We start from the raw sequence: 23,330 nt of genomic DNA on the forward strand, positions 1-23,330 counted from the left end.
TGACAGCATGGCCATGGATTGTTAGTCTCAACTTGAAAGCAAATTAGAATAACATCTTGTTGAAGCCCTCGCTCTGGCAGGCGGGGGTCACCCAGTAATCCACATAGGCTTTGCCGGCCAGCCGCTTGATGCCCGTGTTGGCGTAGCCGTTGAGAATGGAATCGCCGATGAGTAGTACGCGGGGCCGCGTTGGATCGCTGATCGTCGCTTTGTTGATCCCCCAAGGCTTGCCATCGGATTGAACTCGCGGATCCTTTTCAACGGGGGTGTTGATGCCGGCGGCGATGGCTTTCGCCTCGTCGGCATTGGTCGGTTTCTTGGTTTGCTGGGCTTGCGCTGGTGACAGGCAGACCAACGTCAAGACGATGGTCCGCAAGCAGTTATTGATGCTGTTTGTCATAAAGTATTTCTAAGTATGGCTATGGTTTCATTCCCGCCACGAGGTATGAATAGCGCGTTGGATACGGCCGGGAAACTCCGCAGGAACCAGTTTCGGGCTGATCTGGATGCCGCTGTAACGCGCCGGCTTGACCCACAACGGCAACGACCAGTCTTCGCCATTTACGGTGTGTTCGGTCTCGTCCCAAGCGTGGAATGAGTATTTCTTGGTAAAGAGCATGGCTGCCTTCCGATCGAAGTCGCTATTGGGCGCACCGTTCAAGTGCAGCGTAGCCAACGACGCGAGAAACAGTGCTGTGAGGAGGCTAATGGGCAATTTCATGCTTGGCGGTTTTCTTTCAGACATCTTTTCACTGGCACTTTGGCTGAGTGAGGTTGCAGACATATTTCCTCATGGTAAACTCATTTCCCCTTACCGAACTCAAACGAAACCGGCTCGGTCGCCGACAACGCCAGCCAGAGCACGAGCGTGTAAGTTCCGTCAGTGTCGACTTCGATGCCTGCGCGGTAATCCGTGCCGCGCGTTTTGGTCTGGCCATTGATCTTCAAGGACACATGGTTGTCCGGGTTGCCCCAGTTGGCGATTACGAATGCGGGATTCTCCAGCGGCTGATTCTGGCTGGCGCCCAGTGTGAAGGTGACGCGCCCGGCAGTCTTCAGGAATCTGAAGGCGCGTTCCCGCTTCTCGAAACCGAGGAACACACAGCCGTTGGTGCCGGTCACGGCGGGCGCAAAATTCCATGAACGATTCAAGGCCGTCAATTCGCCGGGCTGCTTGTCCGTCAACCCATACATGACCATCGCTTCGATGTTGTTGCCATCTTTGTGTCGAAGTTCATGCATGGTGGCTGGGCAGGTGGACGCCGGGCGGTCATAGGTGTGGACGCGGGTTCCATCGCTGGGAATCAGTTGCACTGGATAATGGTCCCATCCCCGCCAATAGATTTCGTTGTGGAGAAAGGTCTGACTCCATGCGCCGATTTCCCCGATTTCAAACTGCTTGGTTTGGCCCTTGAGGTTCACATATTGGAGATTCCAGTTGCCCACGCGCTTCTTCGGCGGCGCGTCCGAACGATTGATGGTGACAGTTTCACCGTCCGTGTTGGCGATGATCACTCCAGCATCGTTCATCACGTCCTCGGTGGCCTGACCTGGGTGGCAGAGGATTTCGTTCTGGTTCAGCTCCGCCGTGATCGGCTTGTCGGTGTTGTTATGTACCAATTGGTGGCGGATGGAAACGCCATCGGGGTAAATCGTCCAGTATTCGTCCGTCCAAATGCCCCAACCGTTGGTGTCCTTCGCGGGCCATTCATAAGCAATGGAGGCTGAGGCATTGCGCCAATGCACCATGACGCGCGCGTCGCTGCGATGAATGATCCGCGCGTTGGAAAACCGGCAGAGCATATCGGACATGTGTTCGTAGCATTGCTTCTCGTAACGCTCCGGGCCTTGGTCGTTGCTCCAGATGCCCCCGCGGCCATTGCCGGTGACCAGCGATGGGAGGTAACGCGTGCCGCGCCAGAACACGTAGCGCCACGGTTTGTCGGCAAAGGTCACCACGATGTCCGCGAAGTCGCCCATGCGCCAGAGCCCGTCCCATTCCGGGCTGTAACTCAGCTTTGTGTAATCGGCGCGAAACCCCGGCGACACTTCCGGCCCTGCGGGCAGCACCCACGGTTTCAACGGGCGCGCGTTGGCAGGCTTTAGCGCGGCGTGCAGCGCGCTCAGTTCAGATTCACCGAGCGCTTTGCCGAACAACTGCACCTCGTCAATCAAGCCGCTGAACGCCATGGTCGTCTGGAATTGCTTGGTCACTGCACGCTCCGCGAACAGCGGAAACTGGCGCACCGACCGGATCATGCCGATGGAGAGGTCGGCGTTCGTCGCGTCCACGAAAGCGGACGTGTTGGTCGAGGTGGCGACCGGTTTGCCATTCAGGTAAACGACCGCACCCGCGCCGCTCTTCGCCACGGCGGCGACATGCACCCATTCATAAAGCGGAACCCGCTCGGTAATTACCGACTGAACCGCGTCGCCGTTGCCAAGTTTGAATTCGACCTGCCCCTTGGCATTGACGCCCAGCAAATAACCGCTTTTTCCCTCCATGTGGTCCACGATCGCGGCGAGGTTGAAAGGATATTCCTGGATTGCGATCCACGCGGAGACGGTGAACTCACCTTTGAGTTGCGGACATTGCGCCGCAGGCAACGTGATCGCGCTACTGTACGAATCGAACGAAAGACAGGCGCCAGACACACCCGCCCGCCAGTAGGCCGCCGCGCCGCCGATATCGCAGGCCTTGCCGGTTTGCCCTTCGGTGGTCGCGAAGCCCGCGCCTTCGTCGAAGCGCCAGTGGCGGACAAGGTCTTGCGTGCGCCCGGATTTTACTGGTGAGCCGGTGACTGGACGCTCCGAAGTCTTGGAGATTTGAGCCGGGCAAAACGCGGTTTCGCGGATGCCGTCGGGCGTGAGTTGCAGCGTCTGTTCGATTTGATTTCGCGGATCGTTCCAGTCCGCAAGCCGGTAGCAACCGTTCTTCACCGTGCGGACCACTTTGCCATCGGCGTGGATGGTGAAGTATTCATCCGCGTAGTCGGCGTAGAACGGCGCAGGATTGCCAGCCGCGTTGTAAGCCGCGCGGAAGTCGGTGAACGACCGCTTCGTAATGTCCGGGGCGTAACGCCAGTGGACGGTGACGCTCGCATCCGTGTGCGTGACGATGGTAGCATTACACGCAATGTTGTGATTATCCGGGCGTTCATCCGGTCCGTCGCCCTTGCGGGGAATCATCCGGGCGACAGACTGCCCCTTACCGCCGGCCGGCTGCCAGCGGGGTTGATAACCGAACTCGCGGCTAAAGATGAACTGCCCGCGCCGCGGCAACTCGACGACGATGTCCGCGAATTTTCCGGTGAACCCGTGGTCGTCATACGGCAACCGCGTGTAATAGGCCTTAATGCGCGAGGCGGAGGCTTCTCCGGCGGCAAGTACGATCGGCGCGATCAGCGCCGCGCCGCCTAGCAAAATGGACCGGAGGATTCTCATGGAGTGGATTTCTTCTTCGCCGCTCTTGGTTTCGATGCAGGCGCTTGCGAGACGTCAACGATCTGTTTGGCGGCCAGCAGCTTTTCGTGCAAGGCCGGATATGCGACCTCCTGCACGCTGACCTTTCCATCAATCGCCATGCCCGCCGCGATCACCGCACTCTGGGAAATCGCCATATAAACCGGCTCCATGCGGACCGAGCCATAAGACGCGTGCGAGGCTGAAATGCAAATGGTAACGAGCAGATTCTCACACTCGCCCTTGCGCGGGATGAGCGAACGGTAGGAGATGCCATAAGGCCTCGGCGGAACGTGCCAGATCACACCGTCGCTGACGCAATAACCGCGCTCGGTCACGAAGTGCTGCACGACGTGAGAGTCCATTCCGAACGATCCCAAACCCACCGGATCGGGCGCAACACGCTTGCCTTCGCAATCGTGCTGCGTCATTACATAATCCGAAACCATCCGGCGGGCTTCGCGAATGTAAATCATGTAAGGCCAGCCGCTGTTGTCGGTGAATTCATCCTTGGGCAGACCGTAGGCGGACGTCCTTTTCCGGATCGCCTCGGGCACCCGGGGATTGTTCGCCATGGTCCACAGGAAGCCGCGAATATAGGTCTCATGTTCTTTTTCGATTTCGCGGCGATGCTCGTAGCTGGCTTCCGGGTAGTCCCAATTGGCGCCAGGCAAATCCGAGCCGACGGCATGCATGTTGTTCCAATCCACCTTCGATTGCGGTCCGGCCAGCGGCTCGACCAGCGCCGGTAGCCGGTGGTCGGCCGCGTCGAAGTTCCGCAACAGCAGCTCGTGATCGATTTCGCGATAGCCCGCCGGCTTCTCGATCGGGATGCGCAGCCTGGGATCAGTCGTGAGACAGACGCGATAATTGTAGGCCTGAATCTTTTTATCGCCCTGCCCGTTAGTGAGGCCTTCGTTGCGAAACACATAAGGCAGCAGTCCGCTGCTGGGGTTACCCGGCTTGACGTAGGGATCGACGTCCTTGATGAAATGATCCTTGTCGCCCTGCGTGTAATGGACGCGTGGCTTGGTGTCGCCGCGCCTCACCCCGGCTAGGCTTTCGCCGTACTGCCGCTCGGGTTCGCGGCCAACGGTGTAGCTCACCCCTGCCGCCGCCATCAGGTCGCCCACGTACGTCGCGTCAATGAATATCTTGCCACAATACGTCTTGCCGCTAAGCGTGGTGATGGACTCAATGCGACGACCATTCATCTTCACGCCTTTTCCGGGAGCACGGTCGAGCTTCTCATTGTACACGACTGTGACGCCTGAATCTGCGATCATTTTCTCGAACACCTGCCGGCCCACGTGCGGCTCGAAGCTGCGGATGTAATTCGTCCCATAAGCTGCGGCAAGCGCGTCGTAGAACTCCGAGGCGATCCCGCCGAAGGTACCGCGCTTGCCGAGAAAATCGGTAGCACCGAGTCCGCTCGCGCTCATGCCGCCGGGGAAGCCAGTGGGGTTGACCAGGATAACCGAGTGGCCCTGGCGCTTGGCTCCGATGGCGGCAACGACAGCTCCGGACGAGTCGCCGTAAACGACGACATCACGAACTGCATCTGGCTCGTCAGAACCGGTTGCGTTGACTGCCCCCTGCAGCGCGGTCAGTGGTGCGAATAGCAGGGCAGTGAGGAGTGCAAAGGTGTATTTCACTTGGTGCTGGAGTTGGAGTTTTGCTTCGGTACGTTTTGCAGGGGATTGCCATCGAGCGTGATTCCTTTTGTCCCATCCAGGCTGAGCATCGGGGACGGGCTGTTCGCATCTGATTTGGTGTGGTGCTCCGGATCGTTGAGCGTGTTGGCATTCACTACCACGGCACTGCTCTGGCGCAGGAGGACGGCCTGGCGAACGATCTCGTCCGCTGGTCTCGCAATAACCGTGGCGCGGACGGGCGATTCAAAGCGATTGCTTTCGATACGACTGTCTTTGATGCCGATAAGTTCAAGAGCGGGACCACCGGATCGGATGAAGGTGTTGCCAGTAATGACGAGACGTTCAATGGGTGGGACCCCGTTCTGACCAAGTGCGTTGTGAGCACGCGCCCCGATCACCGGGCCATGCGGGCGTGGGTTCACGTCGGTAAAAATGTTGTCGGTGATGGTAATATCGTTGGGGATACCGCCGACCAGGCCCATGCCGGTGTTCAGGGAAATGTTGCTGCCCATGCGGGCAAAATTGCAACCGCGCACGGTGCCGGGGCCGGACATGATGAGCAGGCGCTGGAAGTTATCGTCCCAACGGCAGTTTTGCACCACCCAGCCTGCGCATTCGTGGTCGAGCCACTCGGCCTGCGCTTCGGCGAAGGGCGTGGCGTCTTGATCGAGGGTGAGTTGGAAATCCTTGAGTGCGGTTAGTTTTGCCTCACCGAGGAGGACGCCCGTCTTGCGATGGATGAAGCGCAGGTGGTCGCCTGGCCGGGCATTGTTGAGCGTGGGCCGCAGTGAAGGATTCGACTCTAGCGTGACTTGCCTGCCAGACACGGTTTTCACCTTGCCCCAAATGCCGTGAAAATTCTGAAGATCATCTGCAGTGTGGCGAATGGTGACGTTATCAAGCGTAGAGCCATAGCGCGTGGAGCGGCACAGATAGCCGTCCGCGCCTTTCCACTGACTGGTTCCGGGGCGTGGGCCGAAGTAGCAATCTTTCCACAAATGCCCGCCATCGCCGCCGCTCTCGCTTGGGCCACCTTTGGCGACATAGACGCTCACGCCGTGCATGGTCAGGTTCGCCGAGTCTTCCAGCGCGATGGCTCCAGCGGTGGTGTAGAGGCCGGCGAGGCCATCGCCCGCGCGCAACACGCCGAGTTCGCCATAAGCGCGCTCCCAGTTCGCGTCGTGAATGCGCTCCATCAGGTCGGGCTCGTGCATGCTGATCCAGTAGCGGCCATCGGTGGAGGGGGTGATGTCCTTATAGCGTAGCTTGCGGATGCCCGGCTGCAGATCATAGAGCGGCGCACAGAAGCGACCATCGCTCTTGAATGGAAAGAGACGCTGTTCTTCCCCGCCCTTGTACGTCGTGGGCACCACGATGCCGGGCGATGGCTGGATTTCAAAACGATTTCCCGCACGGTCAATGCGCGTGATGCGGCCTTCGATACAGCCACGTGTGCCGCGATCAATAATCGCACCACGGAGGACGATGTTCCGGCAGTTTCGAAAACCCACACAACGATGGCCCGGCGGCATCTGCTGATCATCAAGGTCGAACCAAAACGTCGCGCCCGTGACATCAATTACGAAAGGGTGATCCGCGTCGCGCTGCAGATTCTCAAATTGCACCGGAAAGATGACCTTCGCTCCTTCATAGCGTTCCTGGCCAAAACGATAATCGCCCGGCGGGATCCGCACCTCACCCGCGCCAGCGTCGAAAGCCTTCTTCACCATCGGCATGACCGCTTTGCCGCGCTCGCGCTGCACTTCCTTTTCCACTTCGGTAAACTGCGGCCCGGCTGGCGCATTGAAGCTGAACGTCGTGTCCATGGCTGGCGGTGATTTCGCTTCGAGAATCCCGCGCTGATGCGGCGAGAGCTTCCCGAAAGCATCTGCGCCGTGTAAGGCGATGGAAAGCAGGATCGAGGGAAACAGAAGTTTGAGGATGCTCATTTTTTCTCGCTCATTGTTTTATGGCAAATCAGGTTCAAAGGCTCCTTCAGCGTGGCCCCGGAGGCAGGTGTTCAATGAGGTAGCGGGCAATCAACATCCGCACGTGAACGAGCGACCCTTTGCCCTCTGCGAGCCCGTGATCGCGATTGGGATACACGAAGTAGTCAAAGCGTTTACCCAGCGCAATAAGCCGATTCACCAGCCCTTCGGTGATCTCGATGTGCGTGTTGCTCTCGCCCGAGCCGGTGATGATCAGTAGGTCGCCGCGCAGGCCCTCGGCATAGTTGATCGGCGCGCAGGTGCGGTAGCCCTCAGGATTGTCCTTCGGCGTGCGCATGTAAATCTCCTGATACCCGGCATTGTAATACTGCGGCTGAGGCTTCGGCACGACGGCGATGCCTACGTGATAAAGGTCCGGCTTGCGGAACATCGCGTTCAGCGTGTTCGAACCGCCGCCGCTCCAGCCCCAGATCGCCACGCGAGAGAGATCCACGAACGGGCAGCGACGGGCCAGCGCTTCGAGACCGGCAGCCTGCTCCTCGGTCGAGAGCGGTCCGAGGCTGCCAAACACCGCCCTGCGCCACGCCGCCCCCTTGGGCGCAGGCGTGCCCCGATTGTCCATTGTAACCACGATGTAGCCCAAGTCGGCCACCGCCCGGTGAAAGAGGGCTTGCCCGGCACCCCAGTCGTCCAGCACCGTTTGCCCCGCGGGCTCGCCATAGACGTACACCAGCACGGGGTACTTTTTCCTGGGATCAAAATCACGCGGTTTCATCATCCAGGCGTCCATCACCACACCGCCGCCAATATCAAGTTGGAGAAACTCGGTGGGACGCGCGATCAGCCGCTTGACCCGGGCGGCCGGAACGGCGTTGTTCTCCAGCACGCGCACGCTTCGGTGTTCCGGCAGTTGCACCAGATCGGTTACCGGCGGCTTGTCGAAGGTGGAATAGGTATGGAACGCCCAACGGCTGTCGGCAGAAAACACGTAGCGATGCGTGCCGGGTTGGTCAGGCGGCGTCAACCGTTCGGGCGTGCCGGTTCCATCCAGGCGCGCACGGTAGAGGTAGCGCTGCGTCGCGTTAGTCGGCGAGGAGAAATAGTAAAACCATCCGCTCCGGTCATCCGCCTGGCCGCGCCCGATCAGGTCGCTGCCCGCCGCAGTGATCGGCGTGATGCTGGAACCGTCCCGCGAGACCACATAGGCGCGCCGCCATCCGTCCCTTTCACTGATGATGACCAAGGCCTGACCGCCACGAATCCACTCCGCCCCGTGGTTCGCTGACGGCTCCATATCCACCCAGGCAGGATCAGTTTCTGCGTAAGCCTTGGCGATCATGCCCGAGCGATGGTTGGCGAGCAGGAATTCCCGCGCGTCCCGCGAACGGCTCAATTTCTCAAGGAGCAATTCGTCGGAATTTCCTGCCCAACTGACCTGGTTGAGGTAAAAGGTACCCGGCTGGTCGGGCAACTCGATCCAGCGCGTGGGACCACCTTCCGCCCCCACGACGCCGACGCGGAGCGTGGAAATCGGCCCGCCGAGCCGTTCATATCTCGTCTCCCGAAAAGTGCGATACGTCGGGTCGCCCGGCACAAGGACCGCCCGTTTGGGGACGGCTGAGGCATCGGTCTGGACATAGGCGATCCATTTGCCGTCAGGACTCCAACTGGCGCGGCCGTTTTCGATGGTGCCGGGATCGCCGTCTTGGGTCAGCAGAGTCGTCTTGCCGCTGGCCAGGTCGAACACAATCATGTCCGCACCGCGCGAACCCAGAAGGCGCTGGCCATCCGGTGAAAAGGCATTCGGATCAAACCGCGCTCCGGCACCGGCTTCCACCGGGCGCAACGCGGCCGATGCCGGCTCATACAGCCAATGCTCGGTCTTGGATTCGGCGCTGGTGAGGTCTATATGCAACAGAAAACAGTTGCCCGACGGCGAACGGAGAAATCCCCGGATCTTCAGGCGCTGGGAGGTCGCGGGAACGAGGAGCTTTTCACCCGTCACTACGACCGTACGTTGGCCGCTGGCGGCATCGTAGCTGGCGATCTCTGCTCCGGACGCGCCGGCGGGCGTCTCCAACCTTAGATAACCCGAGCCGTCCGGCAGCCAGGTAGCGCGAAAGGAGCGCATGGCAAACTCGTTCGTTTCGTAAATCGCCTTGATCCGCGGCTCGGCTTGTGCCAGCAAACGGGCGCCTGCTTCCGCCGAGGTGCTGGCTGCCGGTGCCGGGCGGGCTAATGATGCTGCCACCAGGAACGCCAATATGCACCGCATGATGACAGCGCAGCAAAGGCGCCATTCAAGGGCGGAACAACTGCCGAAGCGGCCCGGCAACACTGTGGCGAGAATTTCGGTTCTATGGGGCATCTTGATGATTGCTTTGATAGTTAATCGCATTAGCTGACGCTGCGCGGGTCAACCCCAGATGCGAGTGTGAGGGGATAGGACTTCCCGGCCTTGGTGTTGAATTCCCAGCCCTTGTCACCGCACACGACCCGGCAAGGCAGTCCTGCCTTGGAATGGATCATGGCTCGGGTCAAGCGGCCGTCCTCCCAGCGCATGTCCACCTCAAATCCGCCGCGCGCACAAAGACCGGTGACCTTCCCGGTCGGCCAAGCCTTGGGCAGCGCGGGCAGAAGATGAATCCGTCCGGTGTGGCTTTGCACCAGCATTTCGCAGAATCCGGCGGCCGCGCCGAAATTGCCATCAATCTGGAATGGTGGATGGGAGTCGAACAGGTTCGGGTAAACGCCGCCGCCGCTCTTGCCGTAGATGGTTTTCGTTTCGCGGACCACGTTCAACAGGCTTCGCAGCATGGTGTAGGCGTGATCGCCGTCCCAGAGCCTGGCCCAGAAATTGATCTTCCAAGCGCGACTCCAGCCAGTGCTTTGGTCGCCGCGGGCTTGCAAGGAGACCCGGGCGGCCGCGGCAAGTTCGGGGGTGGTGGCGCGAGTGATCTGGCGGCCGGGATACAAGGCGAACAGATGGGAGACGTGCCGATGATCGTCCTTGGGATCGTCCTTGTCGGCTTCCCATTCCTGCAATTGCCCCCAGCGCCCGATCTTCGGCTTGAGCAACTTGTCCCGAAGGCCGGCGATGTGATCCCGGAATTCCTTGTCATCGCCCAGCACATCGGCAGCCTCGATCGTGTTGGTGAACAGGTCGTAAATAATCTCCTGATCGTAAGTCACGCCTTCCTCGGCAGGGCCATGCTCGGGTGACCAACCGTCGGGGGTGACGAGCGTGCCGTCCGGTCGCTGTTTCAGGTGATCGTCCCAGAACTGGCAGACTTCCTTGAGCACGGGATAGGCGGTCTGGCGGAGATAGGCCTGGTCACGGCTAAAGGCGAAATATTCCCACAGATGCTGCGCATACCACGCGCTGCCGGGCGGGTTCCACTTCCAATACGAAACGCCGCACGCGTTGTTCATCGTCTGAACGGTCCAGCCCCGGACCTTGCCGTATTTTCTCCGCGTGTTCTTCGCGCTGACCTCGCGGATGCTGGTGACGTAGTCGATGAATGGCCGGTGGCATTCGGCGAGGTTGGTCGGCTCGGCCGGCCAGTAGTTCATCTCGACGTTGATGTTCGAGTGGTAGTCGCCAGCCCAGGCGGGCTCGTTGCTGTCGTTCCAGATTCCCTGGAGATTGGCGGGCAAGGATCCCGGTCGCGAGCAACTGATCAGCAGATAGCGGCCAAACTGGCAGAACAAGGCTTCGAGATTCGGATCGGACGTCTTGTTTTTTACATAGTCCTCCAGCCGCGCCAAGGTGGTCTTGGTCAGCAGATCCGGCGCGGTGGTTCCCACATCGAGACTAAATCGGCGGAAGAGGGATTGATAATCTTTCACATGCCGCGCCAATAGCTCCGACACGCTCTGCCTGGCGGCGGAATCCACCCGCTTCGTGACGGCAGCGTGGGGATGCACGCCCAGCCACTGCTTGGTGTCATCCTGGAGAAAGTTCGTGCCCGCGCTGAGAATCAAGGCCACGCTGTCGCACTGGTCAAAGGCCAGGCTCGTTCCAGGCACGACAATGTTCCACGGGTTTTTCGCGCCGCCCTCGTCCTGCTTCATCGCGACCGTGCCTTTTTTGTGCAGCACGAGCAACTGGGCTTCATATTCAAAACCATTGCGCAACTTGCCCACCGAGCTGAGCTTGTTGCCATCGGCGGCAATCCGCGCCTGGTGCATATCCGTGAGCTGAATGCGGCCGGCGCAGGCGGCGGGTTTGTTGGCCGTCAGGTGGATCACTATGACTCCGTCGGGATGGCTGGCGAAGGCGGTGCGTTGATAGCGCACCTCATTGTATTCATAAGTCACCTGATGAACGGCGCGATCAAGGTCGAGCGCCTGCCGGTAATGGGTCACCTTGGAAAAGTCGTGCCCGAGATGGATGAGGATGTCGCCGAACGCTTGATAGGCCCCCAGATCCTGGCCCTCGTCACCAAGTCCCTCGACAGCCATGCGGGTTCCGGACCAGAGACGGATCTCATTGAACTGTATTCGCTCGACTTCGGTGCCGCCAAAGAGCATTGCGCCCATGGGGCCATTGCCGATCGGCAAGGCTTCCGTCATCCATACTTTTGCCGGACAATCATACCACAGGCACAATTTGCCCGGGGCGACCACCCGATCAGGGTCTTCCTGCGCCAACGCACCCCTGCCCGTCAGCGGTTCAAAGCCCAGCTCCGTCGTCGCCAGGGAGGCGGCAAGCAGGAAGTGACGCCGCGACATGGCATTCTCTGGTGTGGCGGCTTTGTTGGTCATAATTGATTTCATTTCGGAGTGGACTGTCCCTCCGTGTTCAGATTTGCTTGGTCTGTTTCATTCATACAGGTCATGCATCAGCACAGCCGCACAAATTCCGTCTGCATTTCCCCGGTCACCCGGGCGCTGTGTTCTTCCACAAAAACATTGACCTCCGTGCGCACCCCAAAGTCCGGCAGGTAGAGGGCCGGCTCGACCGAGAAGCAAGTCCAGGGGATGACTGGCCGCTCATCGTGTGTCTCCGTGTTGTCCATGTTGGCGCCCACGCCGTGGACTTCGCGCCCGATGGAATGTCCGGTCCGGTGCCGGATGTGCGCGCCCATCCCGCACGACTCGATATGGCCGCGTACCGCATCGTCCACTTCAAACCCGCGCAAAGTACGACCAGCGGCGACCGCCTCTTGGACGAGGCGAATGCCGGCATCCCGCGCGCCCAACACCACGCCAAACGCATTCCACATTCGCGCGGGCACTTCGTCCCCGCAAAAGGCCATCCAGGTGATGTCGTAATAGACGGCGTCGGGTTCATCGTTGAGCTTCGCCCACAGATCCAGCAGCACCAGGTCGCCGCGGCGAATGGAAGCGCTGCCCGACTCGGGCGGCGAATAGTGCGAATCCGCGGCGTTGACGTTGGCGCCCACGATGGGAGGCCAATTGGTCAGCAGTCCGCGCTCCTTAAACCGCCGCATAACGAATTGTTGGACACCGTATTCGTTTAACGATTGCCCGGCGCGCGTAGCCTGCTTGATATACTCGAAGGCCTCGTGCCGGATCTGGTCCACCCGGCGGCCCGCTTCCAGGTGCATTTCGAATTGGGCGGATGTCCACTTCGCCTCAAAGATCTGGATCAGTTCGGCGGAACTTGCCACCTCCACACCAAGGCTGCGGATCAATTCCACCGTACCCGCGTCCACGTTGGCCACATACGGCACCGCACACCGCGGCGAGTATTGCATGGCGACTATTTTTGCTCCTTCCAGAAGCTGCCGCAATCCGGCCTCCTGCTCCTGCCAGCGCGCGTAGGGAATCTTTGCTCCCGGCAAGGCATCAAGCACATGCGGCTCTACCTGATGCGTCAGTCCGCGCGGTTCGCCGTGCGTCGGGATGAAGTAGTACCAACGGCGGCTGACGTGACCGGGCGGCTTCAGGCCCAGCACGCGGTAAGCGAGCGGATCGCGCTCGTGATGGTCAAAAAACAACCAGCCGTCGAGGCCGGTTTTCCGCAGTTCCCGCTGAATGGCATCCAAGTTCATAACTTTCCTTTTTGCACGCGCTGACCTTCGGGTATCTCCGCGAGAGCGGCTTTAAGTTGACGAAGTTCGGGGGGCGTGGCCGCGCGCAACGGGGCGCGCGGTGCGCCGACCGGTCGCCCCATCAGGCCGCACGCCGCCTTGACCCATTGGGTGTATTTGCCGCCGCCTTCCATCAAGTTCAGCAGCGGCAGCATCTGGAAATAGAGCTTGCGAGCCGCCGCGAAATCGTGTTTTTCAATCATCAGCCGGTACAACTCGACATGCGAGCGCGGCACAACATTGGCCACACCGCCGACCCACCCGACCACGCCCAAGGCGAGACTCTCGAAAGCCACGGTGTCGCCACCGCAGAAAATGCCCAGCCGATCGCCGCACCGCCGCAAAAGTGTGCTGATGCGTCCAATCTCACCAGTGCTTTCCTTGACATAACGCACGCGCGGCAGTTCGGCTAACTGTTCGATGAATTCCGGCGTCATATCCACTCCGGTTCTTCCCGGATAGTTGTAGAGCATGATCGGAATACCGATGGCGTCGTTGACCGCCTTAATGTGGGCGTGGAGTTCCTCGGGCTGCGGCAGCGAATAATAAGGCGGTGCCAGCATCACCCCGTCACAGCCGAGTTGCTCGGCTTCCCGGCTGAAGGCAATCACGTCGCGCGTTGAGCCGGCGTTAGTGCCCGCTACCACCGGAACACGGGCACTGGCGGCCTCCAGCGTGGCCTTGAGCACGTTCCTGCGCTCTTCGGCGGTGAGGGCATAAAACTCGCCCGTGCTGCCCAGAGGAATCAGTCCGTGGACACCTGCAGCGATCAGTGTTTCGACCTGCTTCGCCAGGGTTTTGAAGTCAATCTCCTCGTTCGCCTTCATCGGCGTGACTAGGGCGACGAGGACACCGTGCAATTTCGTTTTCATATTCTGTTTGCTGTTTAATCGTGTTTTACCACTCCAGTTTCATTTCCCGTGTTTCTTCAATAAACTGCCCTATGGTTTCCCTCGTAAGAACGAACAAAGACATGGGTCATTGGCTTGATTGCCGCGTTACGATGGGAACGTAACCCACCTCCAAGCCCTTGGGTGGTGTCACCAGCAGAGCGGGATCCAGCGCCACCAGCTTCCCCTGCGACGGCGCGGCCATGTAGTCCCGGTCAATCGGCCAGTTCGCATGGATCTTTTCGACGAAGGCTTGCAACTTCGCCTTCTTCTCTTCGGACCAGCTATACTGCTGGAAAGACGGCTGATCCACAAAACGGTACCACGAGTAGGTAACCACGGAACCGTCGGTGAGCTTGACTGTAAACGGCCCTTGTTTCGGGCCAGGCCGACTCCATGCACCGATGGTCGGCGAGGTGTAGGGCACTCCGGGTTTCGCCAGTTTGAATTCCTTTGCCGGCAACTGTGTCTCCGCCGGGACTTCCTTAGCTGCCACGGCGACGCGTTCCTCCCCGACCTGTTTGAAATACTGCGGGAACAAACCTTTAGGACTGATCTCGCTGTTGAGCCATTCCAGACCCCACACGTCGCCTTCGAACACTTTGTTGGCAAAGACGCTCTCAACACCGGTTAATTTCTTTTTGTCCTGGTCGTAGCGCGTGGTCCGCGGTGTTAACTTGGATTTCCAGGAACCCTTCCCGTCGAAATGTCCGGCGCAGACCGGGCCGCCGTTGCGCCAGGTCTTGAAGGCATCGCTGAGAGCCGCCTTCGAGTAATAGGTCACATCTTGCACCAGGAGGGTTCGCCCCTGGCTGTCCACCGGGAATTGCAGCTTGGGAATTTTAGAATAAACCACTCCCTTCGCATCCTGGCCGTCGAAACGTGGCACGGTATTGATCTCCATGGCACCGCCCCCCATGTTGCCCGGGCGCGCATCGAGTCCGCGTCCGTATAGGAAGGGATAGTTGAAGAGTTTGCCGATCTTGCTCCAGGTCTCCGGAATGTAATAGGCGATGGGCCCCTTGAAATTGGCTGCGCTCAAGAAACAGGTCCAACTCTGGTCCCCCGTGGGCGGATCGCCGGTGGTGGGATCGGTAAATGGCAAGGCCATCCAGGTATAGCCGAGGAACAGGCTGGAGGTTGGCGACCGCAGGCTGGCAGGCTCGAAAGGGAGCGCATCGGGAGGAATCAGCAGCCGGTTGCTCAGTTGGGCGATACCCAAGCGATTATCCGGCAACGCTTCGTTGCTGTAAAAGAACGACCATCCAGGCGAACCGACTTCGTAGTCATAGCATTGGGGTGTGGCGTTCAGGCTGAATTTCGGCGGGCCGTAGCGGAAATGGTTTCCTGCCCAATAACCCAGGCCGCCTTCCACAGTTTGGAACACACTGCCCCATGTGGGGCCGCGCTCCGGCCACTTTCGGGCCAGTGTGCCTTCCGGCGCCAGCGGCTTATCCTTGTTATCGGAATTGTCCGGAGAGATCCAGCAACCGGCCAGGCCAATTTGAAAATTGGCCAGCGGCTGGTCAATCAGCGGCCAGACTGCGGAGTAAAACCCCATGCCCGCGCTGTATTCAGATTTGGCGGGCGGGCGGGTGGCACTGTAGCCAATATACCCATGCAGACCTTGGGAATAGGACGTGACCTTGCCGACTGCGGCCTTTGGCGTGTCATTTGCGGCTTGCCCAGCCCAGGTCCAGGAGAGGAGAGTGAGGATGACTAGCCGGAAGTCCGAAATCCGAAATCCGAAATCCGAAAGAAATCCGAAGCCCGAAGTCCGAACCTGACTCGCGCCCCATGGCTGACCCAACCTTGGTTTCGGGCTTCGGATTTCGGTCTTCTTTCGGTATTCGGGGATTCGGACTTCGGAATTCAGCATAAACATTCTCATAGGTTTTTAGTTCACCATGTTTTCCAGCTCACACGATTTCTTCTTTGGCGGCGTCCCACCGCACCATGCGCCGTTCCTGCTGCGCCTTTAGCGACATGAGAAAAGTGGCCGTCTCGATGAAGGCCTCGTCTGCCGAACACTTCGGCGTGCCGCGAGTGCGGATGCAGTTGACCCAATCCACCATGTGATTGGGCTGGGACGGCGTCTTGCCCCGCGCGTAGCCCTTGGGTATATCAACTCTTTGGTTGTGCGCCGCCGGTGTGATTTCAAACGTGTTGACGTTGTGGGCAATGTCATCGAACCGCAGGGTGGCGTCGCGACCGCAAATCGTCACCGGCTGGCTGTCCGTGGTGTTCATGCTTCCCTCAAAGGTCACCATGCGGCTCAACTTCTCAAACTGGTAGGTCGCCACCCAGGTGTCGGGCACCTCGCGGTCGTCGTTGAGGAGGGCAACCTGGCCCGCGCACACGCAGGTGTCCGGGATGCCGTGCCCCAGCAAATATTGGACAAAATCCATTTCGTGCGATAGCAGGTCTCCCGCATAGCCGGTGCCGTACGCATAATAGCAGCGCCAGTGCCAGAAGTGCCGTTCGTTCCATGGAATCTTCGGCGCGGTGCCCAGCCACCGGTTCCAGTCCACCTCCTTCACCACCTGTGCCGGGTCAGGCCGTTCCCATTGGCCATAGTAGCCGTACCAGCGCCAATTCGCGTGCCCGGGCTCCAGCGATTTGAACCGGCCGGTCCGGACCAGGGTGATGGGGCCGAGTATCCCCTGGGCGATCAGTTCCTTCGCCTGGAGGGCGCAGGTGGCCTGGCGCGCCTGGTGCCCGAGTTGGAAGACCACCTTGCTGGCCTTCAGCGCGTCGCGCATCCGCTTCGCCTCCGCCAGCGTGCGGGAGAAACCCTTCTCGCAGTAAATGTCTTTGCCCGCCTTCAACGCATCGAGCACCATCTGGCAGTGCCAGTGGTCCGGTGTGGCAATGACCACCGCGTCCACCTGGGGATCGGCCAGCAATTCCTGGTAATCCACATACGCTTTCGTGTCCGGGTTGAGACTGCGCTCGATGCCCTTCTGCCGATGCGGCCCATAAACGTCGCTGATTGCCACCACTTTGACGTTCGGCGCGGCCGCCACGGCGTTCAGCAGGTCCCCCCCGCGCGTCCCGATGCCGATGCAGCCCACACCAATCGTCTTGCCGGGGGATGGGGCGGAGAGAATCGCCGGTGCGAAAGACGAGGCGGCCACCAGCGTTGTGGCCGTTTGGCCAGTGGTCCGCAGGAATTGGCGGCGGTTCAGGATAGGGTTGTCGTTTATGGATTTCATGGTTTTCTTTAAATATTCAAGGTTCACAGCCTTGGTTGGCGATTCAGTTGATTTCCGCCAACCATCGGATCACGCCAGTTGCATCCATATCGTTTTTAACTCGGTATATTGTTCGTGCGCCCAAATGGATTTGTCGCGTCCGGCGAACCCCGATTGCTTAAATCCACCGAACGGGGTGGTGATATCCCCCTCGGAGAAACAATTTACCGACACCGTGCCGGCACGAATGGCGCGGGCCACGCGATGGGCCCGGTTGAGGTCGCGCGTGTAGATCGAAGCGGCCAGCCCGTAGATTGTGTCATTGGCGATCGCGACGGCTTCTTCTTCGGTCGAGAAAGCGGTTACCGACAACACCGGGCCAAATATTTCTTCGCGCGCAATCTTCATCCGGTTGCTGACTCCGTCAAAGATGGTCGCCTCCACAAAGTAGCCGCCGCTTTTTTCCAGAATGCGCTTGCCGCCCAGGACCAGCTTGGCGCCTTCCGCCTTGCCGGATTCAATGTAGCTCAGGACCTTGTCCAGATGCGACTTTTCGATCATGGCGCCGAGTCGGTTTCGAGGATCAAGCGGATCACCCACTTTCCAGGTCTTCGCCAGCTTGGCGATTTTCTCCACTAGCTCGTCCTTGATACTCTGGTGAACGATCAGCCGTGACCCGCAACTGCAATTCTCACCCATGTTCCAAAAGGCCGCACCCACCGCGTTGTTCGCCACGACGTCTAAATCCGGCGCGTCCGCAAACACGACCTGCGGGCTTTTGCCTCCGCACTCGAGGATGATGCGCTTGAGATTCGACTCGGCGGCATATTTGAGAAAATACCTGCCCACTTCAGTCGAGCCGGTGAAGGCGACCATGTCCACGTCCGGATGACGTCCGATCGCTTGCCCGGCAGTCTCGCCCAGGCCGGGCACGACGTTAAATACGCCCGCCGGCACGCCCGCCTCGGCGGCCAGTTCCGCCATGCGAATCGCGCTCAGGGAAGTCAATTCGGCGGGCTTGAGCACCACGCTGTTCCCGGCGGCCAGCGCCGGGCCAATCTTCCACGCTGCCATCTGGGCCGGGAAATTCCATGGAATGACGCATCCCACCACTCCCACGGGTTCGCGCAGGATCAACGCCAGATGCTCTGGCCCGGTCGGCGAAACGTGGTTGTAAAGCTTGTCAATCGCCTCGGCGTGCCAGCGGAGGCACAGGATGGTGTCGGGAATGTCCATCGTGGCGCAATCGCCAATGGGTTTGCCGGCTTCGAGCGTATCGAGGAGTGCGAGTTCGCTGGCTTTGGCCTCCAGCCGATCGGCATAGTTCAGCAGCACCTTCTTCCGCTCGGACGGTTTCATCCGCGACCATGTGCCAGCTTCAAAGACGCGGCGCGCGGCCTTTACGGCGCGGTCCACGTCTGGGACGTCACACGCGGCAATCTGCGCCAGTGGTTTGCCTGTGGCGGGGTTTTCGGTGGTAAAAGTCTTTCCACTTTGGGCGCTGACAAACTTGCCGTCCATGAATGCTTGCGTGCGGAACTTGAGTTTGCGCGCCGCGCTTTTAACGGCTGAGTATTCGAGTTTCATAAACCTTTTTATTTTTTGTTTCGGTTAATTTTCAAGCAATTACTTGATGCCTGCCATCCAACGGCGCATCGGTTTAGCCAGGAACATGAGCAAAATGCCGACGACCGCAGCGGCCAGCGCAACCCACCAGAATTGGGATGCCATCTGGCCGGGGCTGGTGCTGTTTCCGGCAATCAATCCCGCTGTTAGATTGCCCAGCGCCGTGGCCATGAACCACAGTCCCATGATCTGCCCGACAATCCGCGCCGGCGCAAGCTTCGTGATCGAACTCAACCCGACGGGACTGACGCACAGTTCCCCCATCGTGTGCAGGAGATACATGAGTAACAGCCACACCGGTGAGACCGGTCCGGCCACCGCCCGTTGCGCACCCACGGCGATGACGACATAACCTACCGCCAGCAGCAGCAGGCCCGCTGCGAACTTCATGCCCAGCGACAAATCCCGGCCCCGTTTCGACAGCGCGATCCACACGCCCGCCGCCACCGGGCCAAGCAGGACGACACAGAGCGGATTTATGGATTGAAACCAACTGGCAGGCATTTCATACGACCCCAGCATCCGGTTCGTGTATTGATCCGCAAAAAGATTGAGCGATGACCCCGCTTGCTCCAGCCCCGCAAAAAACGTCACCGCCGCCACGAACAGCCCCGCCACCACCCCAATCCGCTGCTTCTCCAAGCCCGTCAGATCGCTGAAGAAGAAAAGTCGGAGGAAGGTGAAGACGGCCAGCGCCACGATGACCCACTTGGCGGCGTTGGCCACTTGTAACGGGTTGACGGGGATGACCCCACTCCAAATCAGCACGACCGCGAGCCCCAAGGCTGCCAACGCACCGGTTAACAAACGCCAGTCGTTCATGGACACGGAAGCAACTTCAGGCCCCGCACCTGCACCGTGCAGATGTTTCCGCATCAGCGCGAACTGCACCAAACCGCCGACCATGCCCAAGCCCGCCGCCGCGAACCCAAGATGCCAGTTAATCTTCTCGCCCAGCGGCCCGCACACCAGCGGGCCCACGAACGAACCAAGATTGATGCCCATGTAGAAAATCGTGAAGCCCGCGTCCCGCCGCGCACCGCCTTCGGGATAAAGTTTGCCAACGATAGCGCTGATGTTCGGCTTGAGCAGCCCTGTGCCTATCACCACCAGCAGCAGACCCAGAAAAAACGTGTCCTTTCGGGAAATCGCCAGGGTGAACTGCCCGCAGGCGATCAGCGCGCCGCCGCAGAGGATGGCCCGCTGGGCGCCGATCAAGCGGTCCGCCACCCAGCCACCGGGCATGGCCGCAAGGTAAACCGCCGCCGTGTAAAGTCCGTAAATCGCGCCGGCCATCGGGATGGAGAACTCCAGACCGCCCTTCTCCAGCGTCGCCTTCATGAAAAGCACCAGCAGCCCGCGCATCCCATAGTAGCTGCACCGCTCCCACATCTCCGTGAAGAAGAGCGTGTAGAGCCCGGGCGGATGCCTGGGAGACGGGGCGGCGTTGGATAAATTGGCATTCATCGTCAATGGCAGGCACACCCGCTGCCGCAGGCAGCCGCTTTCTTTGCCGCTAGCCGCTGCTCAATGGCCAGCGATGTCGGCGTGATGGATAGCCCGCCCAGCGCGGTACAGCGCAGCTCTCGTGGCATCTGCCTACCCACCCGCTCGGCGGTCTGGATAACTTCATCCAACGGGATGACGGGATCATAGCCCGCCAATGCCATGTTCGCGCAGGCTAGCGCATTGCTCGCTGCCATGACATTTTTGCCCAGGCATGGAGCCTCGACGCGGTTGGCAATCGGGTCGCAAATCAGTCCCAACATGCTTTGAAACGCCATCGAGGAGGCAGCCACCGATTGTGCCATGGTTCCGTTGGCTAGCGTCACCAGCGCCGCCGCCGCCATGCACGCCGCCGAACCGCCTTCCGCCTGGCAGCCACCCACTTCCGCCGCAAACGTCCAGCGCGTGGCGATGAACACCCCGATGAGTCCGCTCGCGAGCATCGCCATCGCCATCGCCTCTTCCTTCAAGCCCATTTGCTCCGCCATGGCAATCACCGCTCCGGGCAGCGCGGCGCACGCTCCCGCTGTCGGTGCCGCCACGATCACGCCCATGGAACTCTTTACTTCCATCAGCGCCGTGACATAAAGAATGATGCGATTGAGCGCGCCACCATCCAGCAGGCGGCCCGCTTTCATCAGGTCACTAAACTTGCCGCTTTGATGACCCAGAACACGGTCTTCGTACTGCGTTCCTACTATCCCTTGGGCAATGGACCGGCGCAGGATGCGGACGATGTCCACCATTTGGGCGATGACCTCCGCCTCGGTCAGATTGCCCCGCGCCATTTCATATTCCACCGCCAGCTTCCACAGCGGCGTGTTTCGCCCCTGGTCATGGCGCAGCATTTCTTCGCAGGTCGTGAAGGGCACGCTCGTGGTTTTGCGCGAAAGCACCGGCAGCACCGGGGAAAAACGTTTGATTTTGCGGATGACGTAAGCCCCGTTCAGCCTGCTCATCGTCTGCTCGCTGACGAACGCACCCGCCTTCACCTCCACCATCTGTTCGCCTTCGGTTTCATGTACCAGGATGGCATCTGCGGGCACTAACGCCGCCAATTCCCGCGCCAGTTTGTGACCCTCGCCGCGCACCCACAGCAGCGTTTCAAAACAATCGCCAAACATGGAAACCTTGAAGCCGTCCACGTTGAGTACCTCGATCATGCCGCCTCCCGTGGAGATGGCGCGAACGAAGTGCTGTTCATGCCCGTTGCGCAATGTCAGTCGGTAGGTGTTTGGATGCGGATCCCCGGCGTCCACCGTCTCAATCCGGACCTGCACCCCAAGGTCGCGCAACGCCTGTGGTGAGTTAGGCAATCGTTCATCGGCCGCGTCCCAGCCCAGCAGCCCGCCGAACAGCCCCATGTCCGAACCTTGCGACTCGTGAGTCGTTGGCAGCGAGCCGTTGCGGTCAAATTGAATCAGCACCTCGTTGAACTCAACGCCCATCAGGTCGCGCGCCAGCCGCCCGATGCGCAGCGCGGCCGCGCAGTGTGAGCTGGAGTTGCCCCGCATCACTGGACCGATCACGTCGTTAAAAATACTTACTAACATACTGTGCCTTTTTCGAATTACCGCGATAATCTTGCGCCCACTTTACCATTGTTCCCAGGCATGTCTTGGCGTAAATTTACGCTTTAGCGTGAAATTGAGCACAATCACTGCTTTCGCTGCCCATCCGCATACCAGTTTGGTGTCGGTGGATGCCCGGTTGTTGGCCGAACTTTTCGACCATGCGCCCGACCTTGCTTTCTTCGTCAAGGATGCTGCCGGTCGTTATGTGGCGGTGAATGAATCGCTCATCAAACGCCATGGCCTGCGTCACAAGGCCCAAGCCATCGGACGACGCCCTTGCGAGTTTTGTGCCGGAGATTTCGGACGGATTCCCTCCGAGCAGGACGCGGAAGTGTTGCGCTCCGGCCGGCCGCTGCTCGATCATCTCGAACAACAATGGTACGTGCCTCAAAAACCGGTTTGGTGTCTCACCACCAAGCTGCCCCTTCGGGATCCGGCGGGAAACATCATTGGCCTTATTGGCATCTCGCGCGATGTGCGCGCGCCGGTTAACCTGCGCGACATTCCACCGGGACTTACCGCTGCGCTCGATTATTTCGAAACAAACCTTGCCGAACCCGTTTCACCCGCAGCCTTGGCCAGACGCGCCAAGATCACTCCCGCCAAATTGGCCCGTCTCATCCGCCGCTTCTTCGATCTCACCCCCAGCCAGTTCATCACCCAGACGCGCCTTGCGGTGGCCTCGCGTCTCCTGCGCGAATCTGACTGTCCTGTGGCCGACATCGCCCATGAGTGTGGTTTCTATGACCACAGCGCTTTTACCCGCGCCTTCCGTGCCGCCATGGGGGTGACCCCCAGCGAATTCCGGCATGGGGTGCCCGCCAGTCAGCGCCCATGATGAACTTCGGCGTCTCCGTGGCATACTCTGTGTCCCGCCACCAGCCCAGGCCACCCTCGACGTCGGAATAGAGTTTGATCGCCGGAGAAGGTTCATTCCGGGCGAACATCCACGTGCCGAACAAACCGGTTTGAAAACGTTGCCCCGGATATTGGTCCAACAACGGCCAGGCGGCGACATACATGGAGTACCCAGCATTGTAGGTTTCGGGAACTTTCTCGTTGGGGACGTGGAGCTAGCCGGCCATTTCCCCCTTCTGAACCGGGTTGGAGGCACCCTCCGCCGCCCAGGCGCCGGCGGCCACCCCAAGCGCTGCCGCCGCAATTCATCCCAGCCGGCTGGTTTGCCCCCCCACTGCTTCTCCTGAATTGAAATCCACGAGCGTACGGTCTGTTCATCACGCTGTTTCTTTCTGCTGCTTTATCGAGTGTTTTCATTTTCTGGATTTCTTTCAAATCAATCATGGCTTTGGCCATTGGCTGCGCCAATCAAGGCGTAGATCGCTCCCACCGCGCAGCTTCAATTTATGCTTTTGTGCAAGCCCGCCCATTATCAGCGGCGATACACTCAGGTGGTC

Annotated in this window: 15 protein-coding genes; 1 reads left to right on the plus strand and 14 read right to left on the minus strand. The window is 59.9% G+C overall.

The features are described from left to right. Positions 1–43: 43 nt before the first annotated feature. The 14 genes from WCO56_06185 to WCO56_06250 all read right to left on the minus strand — a co-directional run bounded on the left by WCO56_06185 (position 44) and on the right by WCO56_06250 (position 21,894). Complete coding sequence (locus WCO56_06185; protein MEI7729138.1) at positions 44–400, minus strand: hypothetical protein; 357 nt, start codon at positions 398–400, stop codon at positions 44–46. A 27-nt stretch (positions 401–427) separates the two neighbouring features. Beyond that, the gene (locus tag WCO56_06190; protein MEI7729139.1) at positions 428–721 is read right to left on the minus strand and encodes a hypothetical protein; all 294 of its coding nucleotides are present in this window, start codon (positions 719–721) and stop codon (positions 428–430) included. Between the two features lie 80 nt (positions 722–801). Then, positions 802–3,444 (minus strand): LamG domain-containing protein, encoded by a 2,643-nt coding sequence (locus tag WCO56_06195; protein ID MEI7729140.1) that lies wholly within the window; start codon positions 3,442–3,444, stop codon positions 802–804. Continuing rightward, a complete protein-coding gene (locus WCO56_06200; GenBank protein ID MEI7729141.1) occupies positions 3,441–5,117 on the minus strand; it encodes an FAD-dependent oxidoreductase in 1,677 nt (558 codons plus the stop codon). The genes WCO56_06195 and WCO56_06200 overlap by 4 nt, the downstream gene beginning before the upstream one ends. Continuing rightward, positions 5,114–7,066: a hypothetical protein gene (locus WCO56_06205; protein ID MEI7729142.1), complete on the minus strand. Its 1,953-nt coding sequence runs from the start codon at positions 7,064–7,066 to the stop codon at positions 5,114–5,116. Before WCO56_06205 ends, WCO56_06200 begins: the two co-directional genes overlap by 4 nt. Positions 7,067–7,112: 46 nt before the next feature. After that, positions 7,113–9,317, minus strand: a complete 2,205-nt coding sequence (locus WCO56_06210; GenBank protein ID MEI7729143.1) for a DPP IV N-terminal domain-containing protein — start codon at positions 9,315–9,317, stop codon at positions 7,113–7,115. 146 nt (positions 9,318–9,463) lie between these two features. Continuing rightward, the gene (locus WCO56_06215; GenBank protein ID MEI7729144.1) at positions 9,464–11,833 is read right to left on the minus strand and encodes a glycoside hydrolase family 95 protein; all 2,370 of its coding nucleotides are present in this window, start codon (positions 11,831–11,833) and stop codon (positions 9,464–9,466) included. Between the two features lie 77 nt (positions 11,834–11,910). Next, positions 11,911–13,086 carry a M24 family metallopeptidase gene (locus WCO56_06220; GenBank protein MEI7729145.1) on the minus strand — a complete coding sequence of 392 codons (1,176 nt, stop codon included), beginning with the start codon at positions 13,084–13,086 and terminating at the stop codon, positions 11,911–11,913. Then, positions 13,083–13,997 carry a 4-hydroxy-tetrahydrodipicolinate synthase gene (gene dapA, locus WCO56_06225; protein ID MEI7729146.1) on the minus strand — a complete coding sequence of 305 codons (915 nt, stop codon included), beginning with the start codon at positions 13,995–13,997 and terminating at the stop codon, positions 13,083–13,085. The genes WCO56_06220 and dapA overlap by 4 nt, the downstream gene beginning before the upstream one ends. Before the next feature lie 106 nt (positions 13,998–14,103). Then, positions 14,104–15,906, minus strand: a complete 1,803-nt coding sequence (locus WCO56_06230) for a hypothetical protein (protein MEI7729147.1) — start codon at positions 15,904–15,906, stop codon at positions 14,104–14,106. Positions 15,907–15,934: 28 nt separating this feature from the next. Beyond that, the gene (locus WCO56_06235) at positions 15,935–17,230 is read right to left on the minus strand and encodes a Gfo/Idh/MocA family oxidoreductase (GenBank protein ID MEI7729148.1); all 1,296 of its coding nucleotides are present in this window, start codon (positions 17,228–17,230) and stop codon (positions 15,935–15,937) included. A 69-nt stretch (positions 17,231–17,299) separates the two neighbouring features. Then, on the minus strand, positions 17,300–18,796 hold the full coding sequence (locus WCO56_06240) for an aldehyde dehydrogenase (GenBank protein ID MEI7729149.1): 1,497 nt from the start codon (positions 18,794–18,796) through the stop codon (positions 17,300–17,302). Positions 18,797–18,835: 39 nt separating this feature from the next. Next, positions 18,836–20,302 (minus strand): peptide MFS transporter, encoded by a 1,467-nt coding sequence (locus WCO56_06245; GenBank protein MEI7729150.1) that lies wholly within the window; start codon positions 20,300–20,302, stop codon positions 18,836–18,838. A gap of 2 nt (positions 20,303–20,304) precedes the next feature. Beyond that, complete coding sequence (locus WCO56_06250; GenBank protein ID MEI7729151.1) at positions 20,305–21,894, minus strand: L-serine ammonia-lyase, iron-sulfur-dependent, subunit alpha; 1,590 nt, start codon at positions 21,892–21,894, stop codon at positions 20,305–20,307. Positions 21,895–21,982: 88 nt separating this feature from the next. Between WCO56_06250 and WCO56_06255 the strand changes: the two genes are divergently transcribed. After that, a complete protein-coding gene (locus WCO56_06255; protein MEI7729152.1) occupies positions 21,983–22,753 on the plus strand; it encodes an AraC family transcriptional regulator in 771 nt (256 codons plus the stop codon). Positions 22,754–23,330 lie beyond the last annotated feature (577 nt).

The organism is Verrucomicrobiota bacterium, assembly GCA_037139415.1.
Taxonomy (GTDB): domain Bacteria; phylum Verrucomicrobiota; class Verrucomicrobiia; order Limisphaerales; family Fontisphaeraceae; genus JBAXGN01.

Bases quoted from the DNA above. Each gene is read 5' to 3' on its own strand.
- dapA (MEI7729146.1), bottom strand. From the start codon at position 13,997: ATGAAAACGAAATTGCACGGTGTCCTCGTCGCCCTAGTCACGCCGATG.
- WCO56_06205 (MEI7729142.1), bottom strand. From the start codon at position 7,066: ATGAGCATCCTCAAACTTCTGTTTCCCTCGATCCTGCTTTCCATCGCC.
- WCO56_06235 (MEI7729148.1), bottom strand. From the start codon at position 17,230: ATGAAATCCATAAACGACAACCCTATCCTGAACCGCCGCCAATTCCTG.
- WCO56_06215 (MEI7729144.1), bottom strand. From the start codon at position 11,833: ATGACCAACAAAGCCGCCACACCAGAGAATGCCATGTCGCGGCGTCAC.
- WCO56_06250 (MEI7729151.1), bottom strand. From the start codon at position 21,894: ATGTTAGTAAGTATTTTTAACGACGTGATCGGTCCAGTGATGCGGGGC.
- WCO56_06230 (MEI7729147.1), bottom strand. From the start codon at position 15,906: ATGAGAATGTTTATGCTGAATTCCGAAGTCCGAATCCCCGAATACCGA.
- WCO56_06240 (MEI7729149.1), bottom strand. From the start codon at position 18,796: ATGAAACTCGAATACTCAGCCGTTAAAAGCGCGGCGCGCAAACTCAAG.
- WCO56_06195 (MEI7729140.1), bottom strand. From the start codon at position 3,444: ATGAGAATCCTCCGGTCCATTTTGCTAGGCGGCGCGGCGCTGATCGCG.
- WCO56_06245 (MEI7729150.1), bottom strand. From the start codon at position 20,302: ATGAATGCCAATTTATCCAACGCCGCCCCGTCTCCCAGGCATCCGCCC.
- WCO56_06190 (MEI7729139.1), bottom strand. From the start codon at position 721: ATGAAATTGCCCATTAGCCTCCTCACAGCACTGTTTCTCGCGTCGTTG.
- WCO56_06185 (MEI7729138.1), bottom strand. From the start codon at position 400: ATGACAAACAGCATCAATAACTGCTTGCGGACCATCGTCTTGACGTTG.
- WCO56_06220 (MEI7729145.1), bottom strand. From the start codon at position 13,086: ATGAACTTGGATGCCATTCAGCGGGAACTGCGGAAAACCGGCCTCGAC.